Below are 8,997 nucleotides of genomic sequence, written 5' to 3' on the forward strand. Positions count from 1 at the left end.
CAATATTACTGTTTTGGGCATTGAGGTTAACAAAAGATAAAATTGCGGATGCAAAAAGAAATAGAATAATATATCTATTTTTAATAAGCATGTATTAATTAATGTATTATCCTGCAAAAGTAGTCATTTTTTATAAAAAACAGATTAAAATACAAAAAATGTTTATTTTTCATTTATAAAACAGATAAAAGTAATCATTTATTACCGAAATGGTATATATCTGTTATTTGTACATCATTCATCTATGGATTATATGCAAAAAATAGATAATTTATTTTGCTACTTTCTCTAGTCGTTTCATAACTGAGAAGATAAATAGGAAGCTGGCTAAACATAAAGCAACCAATACACCCCATACCGCAACTAATGGTAATTTGCCCCACATGTAACCTGGTATGGATACAAGGAAGTTACCTATTGCTGTTGCACCAAACCAACAACCCATCATAAGGCCTTTGTATTGTGGAGGTGCTACCTTTGAAACGAATGAAATACCCATAGGAGAAAGAAGTAACTCAGCAAATGTCAATACCAGATATGTGCTTACCAACCAGTTTGTTGATACGCGCTCTCCACTATCATAGCCTAAACCTACTGAGCTTAATACCATGATTACATAACCAAGACCTGCTACCAACATACCATAAGCAATCTTACGTGGTGCTGATGGCTCTTTTCCCTTTGAAGCCAACCAGCTGAATACTGCCATAGATACAGGAGTAAGTGCTACAACGAAACATGGGTTGAACTGCTGGAAGATAGGTGCATCTACTTCAACTCCATCAGGAGAGATGCTGCCATACTTATATGCAAGGAATGCAAGTGATAAGAGTATCACTGAACCAGAGATTACCTTACCCCTACCTGTCTTTGACTGGAAGATTGCAAAGCTACTATAGACAATGAAGATTACAGCTAAAAGGTTGGTTACATCGAACATCATTGATTGAAGACCGAACGAGCGTTGTTCTGTAAAGTCTTTAGCAAACTGAGTCAGCGTACCTCCGTTTTGGTGGAACGCCATCCAGAAGAATATTACTACTGCAAAGACAAGGAATAGAGCTGTCATACGATCGGAAACCTCTTTCTTTGATAGCTGAGGCTCGTTTGCTGCGGCTGCCTTTTCATCTTTTTTATTCTCTTTCTTGACATCTACATGTGCAAATGTGCTTCTGAAAGTGTAATAGATTAATATTGACAATATTAATGATACACAAGCAACGGCAAATGCAAAGTGATAAGAGTTTGCTTCACTGACGCCAAGTGTATTTTGAGCATACTTCATAATCTCTACTGCTGCAGTAGGTGCAAACAGAGCACCTATATTGATTGCCATGTAGAAAATTGAGAATGCAGAGTCACGCTTGTTGGCTATATTGGGGTCATCGTACAGGTTACCTACCATAACTTGCAGATTTCCTTTAAACAAACTAGTTCCAATAGCAATGAATAGAAGCGCAACAAACATAAGTGCTGCAGCAATTGTGCTGGAACCTGCAGGGATAGATAGCAATAGGTAACCAAGGAACATAACAATGATACCTGTTGTTACACATTTGCCAAAACCAATTTTATCTGCTAATGCACCACCAATAATAGGTAAGAAATAAACTACACCTAAGAATCCTGAATAAATAGCTATAGTGTTTCCTTCACTCCAACCAAAGTTGGCCTGGAGAAACAGAACGAAAACAGCAAGCATTGTGTAGTAACCGAAGCGCTCTCCTGTGTTAGCAAGAGCTAGAGCGTATAAGCCTTTGGGCTGTCCTTCAAACATAGATTTTTGTATATTAATTGATTATTTATGATTTTACGCAAATATAATATTTTTTATAGAAGAAAGTAAAATCATAATCCACATATTAAGCGATTTTATGTTTATTCTTTTTACAAGAATAGAGTTAGGAAAAGCCTTTTATTCATACTTTTTGATCAGATTTTTGATCTCATCTAGACTTGTGAAACCAATTTGAAAGTCATTCTGAATGACTTTCCCATCTTTTCCTATAAGTGCTGCATGAGGTATGCCACTAAAATTAAACATCTCCATAAGCAGATTCCACTCATTTCTGGTGACATATATATGTTCGCCCTTAATGTTATTGTCATTCATCCACTTCTCTGCACCCTCTTTTGAATTGCTGTTCCCATCGCATATATATAGGAAACGGAAAGGGCTATCTTTTAATGCTTCTACCTTATCACGCATAGTTAGCATGCCTTGTCTGCATGGACCACAACCCATACCCCAAAAATCCAGGAATAGGATGTTACCACCGTATGGTTTAATGATTTTATCCAAGAGTGCCTTTTTCTCTCCTGTGAAGTTGAATTTATTATTATTGTCAACTCGCTTAACTTCGCTTACTACATCCCCATAATCTTTCAGCAAACATTTGATGATTATTGGATATTTAATTTCTGCAAAAGATTCAGAAAGATTTTTTGACATATATTCAATTGCTGTCTGTGAATCAATTCTCCCCAATTCAAAGTTTTTATTTATATCCTTTATATAATTTCCACCTCCTTGTGAGTAAAACAGATCACTCATAAAGCAGTTTTTCATTTCAGGATTCACAACAAACTTGGAACTAATAATGCGATTCATACTGTCATACTCTGTCTTATATTGTCTAATTAGTGTACTGTATAGGAATCTGTTTATCAATACCCATCTGTCCTCAGTACAGAGTGACAATGGGTTATCAAAAATTTCAGATTTATGTATTAGAAGTTTTGAATAAAAACGTTTATTGTCCAAAGGAATAAAGGTGCTGTCCTCCTTAATTGAATATGTACCATCTGCATTTATAAATTGTTTAAATCTTTTCTGATCATAACTACTTTTGCAATCTTCAAGGTTTTGTGCAATTTTTAGTATGGCATTTGAAAATATGATATCTTTTCCATAAGTAGAGAGTGGTGTGCTGTTTAATAAGTCACGAACCTCATTACCCTCAATAATACGATTAATATCATCTCCGTATGAATCAGCAAGAGCCATAACACTTTCAGGCCCATTTTCAATAGCTTTACTATCATTTTTATAAAATGATGTGTTATCCGCAATACCTATTTTCTTTAGCAGTACAGGAAAAAGGCTATTAATAATAGCTGACTCACTGTTTCCCTTGAAAGTCATGTATTTTGGCTTGTCAGTATTGATATCTGTTTCTAATGTTGTATATATGTCAAGTGTATCACCAGGTTGCATGAATATGTTTAAGTATATGGCTCCTGTAATAGAGACAAACTGAGGTCCTGTCAAATCTATATCTTGCTCCCAACATTTATTATCAATTAGTTTAGCCGTTTGGTTATTATCTCTGTTCAAAATAAGATCTTGAGCTAATATTCCACAATTCTCAAAAGATGATTTCAGCTCATCTACTAAATTGTCCAGATGCACGGTTAGGTGTGCTTTACCATATCTATAAAACTCCATATCTTGATATCTTTCAGTAGAGAATCTCCAGGTTGTATCTGCCTTATATGGTAAATTCATATAGTAGTCGGCATCCATGGAGCGAGGATCAAATTTTTCTTTATCCTTCTTTTGTTTCACCGACTTAATATGTACTCCGTAAACTTGTGATGTGACTCTTGATCCAGGTTCAATGATATCGATAAGCTCTGTACTCTTATCTAAAGGCTCGAAGTAGACTGTGCATGGCTTTTTACCTGATTCAGGCATATATATTTCTTTATCAATCTCTATACCATCAACACGTAATATTTTGTAGTTTTTTCCACTCTTTTTATCTTGAATAATCCAATTACTCTGAACCTTCACCCACCAGTTTGGCTTATTCTGCAGATCACAATGTATTATGGTAGCATCTTTTCCCAACTCTATCTCATGGATTTTTACCCATGTAGGTGAAAAGTCAATTTGTGGGTTTTTAATCTTTTGTGTAGCATATACCTCTACAGACAGTAGTAGAATCAGTAATAAGAGAATCTTTTTCATGTTTTAGTATTTTAGTTTTTAAGGTATTGACAGGGTAATTGTTTTTAACAAACAGTCAAATTAAATAAAAATAAAAATACTAAACAATAAAAATTAAGAAAAATGATAACTTATTTTTACTTTTTTTCAGCTATAATGCTTTGCTATTCTATGAATTAATGGATCTCAGTATATGAATAAATATTTCAACAGCTTTGTCTCCATCATTATCCCACATATATCCTAGAATCATAGCTCCCCCGAAACCATAATGACCAAGCAAAGAGATATTGTCAACATCAACTCCTCCTAAAGCATATACTTTATCGTCTATAATTCCATCCTTTCTGGCTTTAATAAGTTGCGATGCGGTGAAGTTGGATTGGTATCCCTCTTTGGAGATACTGTTGAATATAGGAGATAGAGACAGGTAATCGAATTCATCTCTCTTATCTTTCAACTCGGAGATTGAGTGACAAGAACAGCTTACCGAGCCATTATATCCTATAGGTCTCTCTCGGTTGCGACTATTTATATGTATACCTCCAAGGTTATACTTCACAGCCAGCTCATGATGGTCATGAACCACTATACGGTCATAATATTTCTTATCAATACAATTTATTATCTCTTCCATCTGGCTGTAAGTAGCTTTGGGTTTACGTAGATGAAGTCTGCTTAGTCCTGAATGGAACAGAGTATTTATTATCTCTGCTTCACAATTGATGATGTTCTCTGCTGTAATTACTATAATATTGAACATAACCTTTTACTTAAAAAAGAAGTTTACGGGACCGTGCCCCTCTCCTGTTTTGATATCTGCTCCGCTACTTATCGCCCTTTGCAGATAACTTTCTGCTGCAAAAACCGAGTCGCGCATTTCTAAACCTTTAGCAAGATAGGCTGCAATAGCTGAGGATAGTGTACATCCAGTACCATGTGTATTTATGGTCTCTACCTTTATGTTCTTTATCTCCTCTTGTTTTCCGTTCTCTATGAAGATGTCTGTAAGTATATCACCATTTTGATGACCTCCTTTTATCAGTACATTAGGGCATCCCAGGCTGCATATCTCCTCTATCGAGTTTCCAAGGACATTTGCTTCAGGTATATTAGGGGTTATGATTGAGGCCAATGGTATAAGTTCCTTTATCATGGTTTGACAACCCTCCTCGGAAAGTAGTCTGCGTCCGCTGGTAGATATCATCACAGTATCGACCACCACCAATTTAGGCCTATATCTTCTTATACTATCTGCCACAACTTCTACTATCTCTTTATTACAAAGCATACCTATCTTGAGCACATCAGGTTTGAGATCCTCCATGACAGCATCTATCTGCTCTTTTACAATGACAGAATCGATAATATACGACTTGCTTACTCCCTTAGTGTTCTGTATGGTAAGTGATGTAATAGCTGAGGCTGCATAACATCCTAATGCAGATATTGTCTTTATATCTGCTTGAATACCGGCTCCGCCACTAGGGTCGGAACCGGCTATTGTAAAAACTTTGTTATACTCTTTTGTCATGACTTATTGCTCTTTTCCGCAGTTCTTCAACTCTCGGCTAAGTTTCATAGCACAGAAGTTAGGGCCACACATAGTACAGTATTCACCATCTTCATGGCGTCCCTCTTTATAGTATTCCAAAGCTCTCTCAGGATCAAGAGACAGATTGAACTGGTCTTTCCATCTGAACTCATACCTTGCTTTGCTTAGTGCATTGTCTCTTACCATTGCTCCTGGATGACCTTTTGCTATATCGGCTGCATGAGCAGCAATCTTATAGGTGACAACACCTGTGCGCACATCTTCTCTGTTTGGCAGTCCCAGATGCTCCTTAGGTGTAACATAACAGAGCATGGCTGTACCCAACCAACCTATCTGTGCAGCACCTATGGCACTTGTTATGTGATCATATCCAGGTGCTATGTCGGTTACAAGAGGACCGAGAGTATAGAATGGAGCCTCGTGACAGTGAGTAATCTGTCTCTCCATATTCTCTCTAATCTTATGCATAGGCACATGTCCCGGTCCCTCAATAAATGCTTGAACATTCTTAGCCCATGCTCTCTGAACAAGATCTCCCATAGTATCAAGCTCAGCAAACTGTGCTTCATCATTGGCATCGTATACAGATCCTGGACGTAGTCCGTCGCCAAGTGATATTGCCACATCATATTTTGCAACTATATCGCATATATCGTCGAAGTGCTCATAAAGGAAACTCTCTTTCTGATGTGCAAGGCACCACTTACTGATTATACTGCCTCCGCGACTTACTATACCGCAAAGACGTTTATCGGCAAGATGGACATTATGAAGACGTATTCCGCAATGGATAGTGAAATAGTCGACACCCTGCTCACACTGTTCTATAAGTGTATCACGATATATCTCCCAGGTGAGAAGCTCTGCTTTACCGTCAACTTTCTCAAGAGCCTGATAGATAGGTACTGTGCCTACAGGTACAGGTGAGTTTCTAATAATCCACTCACGTGTTTCATGTATATTATTGCCGGTTGAGAGGTCCATTATTGTATCTCCTCCCCACTTGCAACTCCATACAGACTTCTCAACCTCCTCATCAATACTGCTTGTAGTAGCCGAGTTGCCTATATTTGTATTTATCTTCACAAGGAAGTTACGTCCGATAATCATAGGCTCACTTTCAGGGTGGTTTATATTTGCCGGCAATACAGCGCGTCCCTCGGCTATCTCTTTTCTTACAAATTCGGGAGTTATATGTGATTCTATACCAAGTGCTTCACAATCCATGTTCTCACGTATTGCTACATACTCCATTTCTGGAGTAATGATACCATTCTTGGCATAGTACATCTGTGTTATGCCACATCCATCTTTTGCCCGTAAAGGCAGAGATATATGCTCAAAGCGCAGTGAGTCAAGGCTCTTGTCATATTTACGCTTGCGACCATATTCCGAACTCACCTCATTAAGCTCTTCCACTCCACCTCTCTTCTCAATCCAGCTCTTGCGTATCCTGGGTAGTCCCTTTTCCAAATTTATATCTGCATAGGGATCACTATATGCACCACTGGTATCGTATACCATTACAGGTGCATTTTCGTGAACGACCTTCTCTCCGTTGATGAACTCAACTGTAGGTGTCAGCATGACCTTGCGCATGCCGACCTTTATTTCAGGGAACATGGTGCCGGGAAGATATACCTTTTCACTATTGGGAAAGGTTGTTCTTATTATCTCCTTATTCTCCATAATGCCTGACATATTATCCTCTAAGTTTAGCTGCGATAAGTTCTGCTACCTTCTTTCCTGACATAAGCATACCACCGAAGATAGGTCCCATGCGTGGTGTTCCCGATACTGCTGATGCTGCCATTCCGCAAACAAATAGTCCCGGATAGATCTCTTTTGTTCCGTTCACTACCTCATCTTCTCCCATCTGTACATCGAGTGAGCGTTCTCCTATCACTCCACCTGTATCGGTTGCCAGTTTAACACCATTCTTACGAGCCACGGTACAGCATATCTCACTGTCATGTCCTGTTCCGTCAACAACATACTTAGCCAATATATTAAGTGGATCTACATGTAATCTCTCACGAAGTACTGGTGTCCAGTTGACTACAACACCTGCTACCACATCATTCTTGAATATCACATCCTCTACAGAGTAACAGTTGAATATTGTTGCACCTGCATGTACTGCATGATATAGCAGAGAGGCAGTGCTCTCGACAGAGTCCATAGTATAAAGGTCATTTTCAAGCTTCTCATTAGTTATTGCAAAGTCGTTTACAATATCCATGGCCTCCTGTTGTACAACAATCTGGTTGAACATCATAGCACCACCCCACATACCTCCTCCCGGGCTCAACTTACGGTCGAATATAGCAACCTTAAAACCTTCTTTAGCAAGATAATATGCTGCTACAATTCCTGAAGGTCCGCCACCAACTATTGCTACATCAAGGTTTAGATTACGTTGCATCTTATCAAAGTAAGTACTGATGATGCCTTGTGATACTTTTGTTTCAATCATCTCTTTAGATTTAATTTGATTAATAAAATAGTTATCTTTTTACTCCTCAATTAGGAGTCGTTATTGTTTTATAAATTTCTATTATTATATACGAAGAGTTGAGATTTGTATCAATCTCATAAATGGTTTCTCTCAATATCTTTAATGATATGTTTAGTCTCTTCAACCGGGTTGGGTGTATTAAGAATTGCACCACTTATTGCCACGCCGTCCACTCCTGTTGAGATTATGGAGGGAACATCCTCGGAAGTTATCCCTCCAATTGCTACAACGGGTATATAAATATCCGAATCGCCCATTCTCTTTATGATCTCTTTGTATCCATCGAGACCGAGTATGGGTGCTAATTTTTTCTTTGTTGTTGTGAATTTAAACGGACCGCAGCCTATATAATCGGCTCCGTCATTGTAGTGTTGAAGAATATTCTCGAAGCTGTTTGCTGTGCCGCCGATAATGAAACCCTCTCCAAGCAGAGATCTTGCCTGCATTATAGGTATGTCATTCAATCCCAGGTGAACACCATCGGCTTGTACTATCTTGACAATCTCTACATGATCATCTATGATAAATGTGGCATTGTATCTCCTACAGAGAGCTTTGACCCCATAAGCAGCTTCAATGATCTGCTCCTCGGATGCATCTTTCATGCGAAGTTGTATCCATCTGCAACCACCTTGCAGAACGGCATTAACGGATGCTGTCAATGCATTCGTATCATTAGAATTTGTAATAAACTGAAGTCTGAAGTTTTCCTTTTCCATTATAATCGCTAATTATGATAAGAAAAAGGAATGGGAGTTTACGATAGCATATTATAAAATGCTCTACTCCTAAAAAGAAGATATTATGGCATATCCCTACGGCAGCATTACCTGCATCAGGTTGTCAGGGTATAATCTCAGCACCTTTGTTTATCAAGGGCACCCCTTTGTCTTTATCAATAAGTGCTGCAAATGTATGCTTTCTCTTTCAAATAGCAAAGAAAAAGAGTTCTATTTGGTAAAAATATATTAT

7 protein-coding genes and 1 riboswitch are annotated in these 8,997 nt (G+C 38.0%); all 7 genes read right to left on the reverse strand.

The window, feature by feature from the left end; translation table 11 throughout:
* Positions 1-271 precede the first annotated feature (271 nt).
* Positions 272-1,777 (reverse strand): peptide MFS transporter, encoded by a 1,506-nt coding sequence (locus JCM15092_RS08530; RefSeq protein WP_024994296.1) that lies wholly within the window; start codon positions 1,775-1,777, stop codon positions 272-274.
* 138 nt (positions 1,778-1,915) lie between these two features.
* Positions 1,916-3,973: a TlpA family protein disulfide reductase gene (locus JCM15092_RS08535; RefSeq protein ID WP_024994297.1), complete on the reverse strand. Its 2,058-nt coding sequence runs from the start codon at positions 3,971-3,973 to the stop codon at positions 1,916-1,918.
* 148 nt (positions 3,974-4,121) lie between these two features.
* Positions 4,122-4,715: a thiamine phosphate synthase gene (locus JCM15092_RS08540; protein ID WP_024994298.1), complete on the reverse strand. Its 594-nt coding sequence runs from the start codon at positions 4,713-4,715 to the stop codon at positions 4,122-4,124.
* Between the two features lie 6 nt (positions 4,716-4,721).
* Positions 4,722-5,486 (reverse strand): bifunctional hydroxymethylpyrimidine kinase/phosphomethylpyrimidine kinase, encoded by a 765-nt coding sequence (gene thiD / locus JCM15092_RS15535; protein WP_034541781.1) that lies wholly within the window; start codon positions 5,484-5,486, stop codon positions 4,722-4,724.
* Between the two features lie 3 nt (positions 5,487-5,489).
* Positions 5,490-7,196, reverse strand: a complete 1,707-nt coding sequence (gene thiC / locus JCM15092_RS08550) for a phosphomethylpyrimidine synthase ThiC (RefSeq protein WP_034541795.1) — start codon at positions 7,194-7,196, stop codon at positions 5,490-5,492.
* 13 nt (positions 7,197-7,209) lie between these two features.
* Positions 7,210-7,983, reverse strand: coding sequence for a sulfide-dependent adenosine diphosphate thiazole synthase (locus tag JCM15092_RS08555; RefSeq protein WP_024994300.1), 774 nt, complete (start codon positions 7,981-7,983; stop codon positions 7,210-7,212).
* Positions 7,984-8,099: 116 nt separating this feature from the next.
* Positions 8,100-8,744 carry a thiamine phosphate synthase gene (locus tag JCM15092_RS08560; protein ID WP_024994301.1) on the reverse strand — a complete coding sequence of 215 codons (645 nt, stop codon included), beginning with the start codon at positions 8,742-8,744 and terminating at the stop codon, positions 8,100-8,102.
* 75 nt (positions 8,745-8,819) lie between these two features.
* A riboswitch (TPP riboswitch) is annotated at positions 8,820-8,921 on the reverse strand.
* Between the last annotated feature and the right edge of the window lie 76 nt (positions 8,922-8,997).

This window comes from Phocaeicola paurosaccharolyticus JCM 15092 (assembly GCF_000613805.1).
Lineage (GTDB): Bacteria > Bacteroidota > Bacteroidia > Bacteroidales > Bacteroidaceae > Phocaeicola > Phocaeicola paurosaccharolyticus.

What these genes read in the sequence shown, in the direction of transcription:
- JCM15092_RS08530 (WP_024994296.1), bottom strand. Translation starts at nt 1,777, where the DNA reads ATGTTTGAAGGACAGCCCAAAGGCTTATACGCTCTAGCTCTTGCTAAC.
- JCM15092_RS08535 (WP_024994297.1), bottom strand. Translation starts at nt 3,973, where the DNA reads ATGAAAAAGATTCTCTTATTACTGATTCTACTACTGTCTGTAGAGGTA.
- JCM15092_RS08540 (WP_024994298.1), bottom strand. Translation starts at nt 4,715, where the DNA reads ATGTTCAATATTATAGTAATTACAGCAGAGAACATCATCAATTGTGAA.
- thiD (WP_034541781.1), bottom strand. Translation starts at nt 5,486, where the DNA reads ATGACAAAAGAGTATAACAAAGTTTTTACAATAGCCGGTTCCGACCCT.
- thiC (WP_034541795.1), bottom strand. Translation starts at nt 7,196, where the DNA reads ATGGAGAATAAGGAGATAATAAGAACAACCTTTCCCAATAGTGAAAAG.
- JCM15092_RS08555 (WP_024994300.1), bottom strand. Translation starts at nt 7,983, where the DNA reads ATGATTGAAACAAAAGTATCACAAGGCATCATCAGTACTTACTTTGAT.
- JCM15092_RS08560 (WP_024994301.1), bottom strand. Translation starts at nt 8,744, where the DNA reads ATGGAAAAGGAAAACTTCAGACTTCAGTTTATTACAAATTCTAATGAT.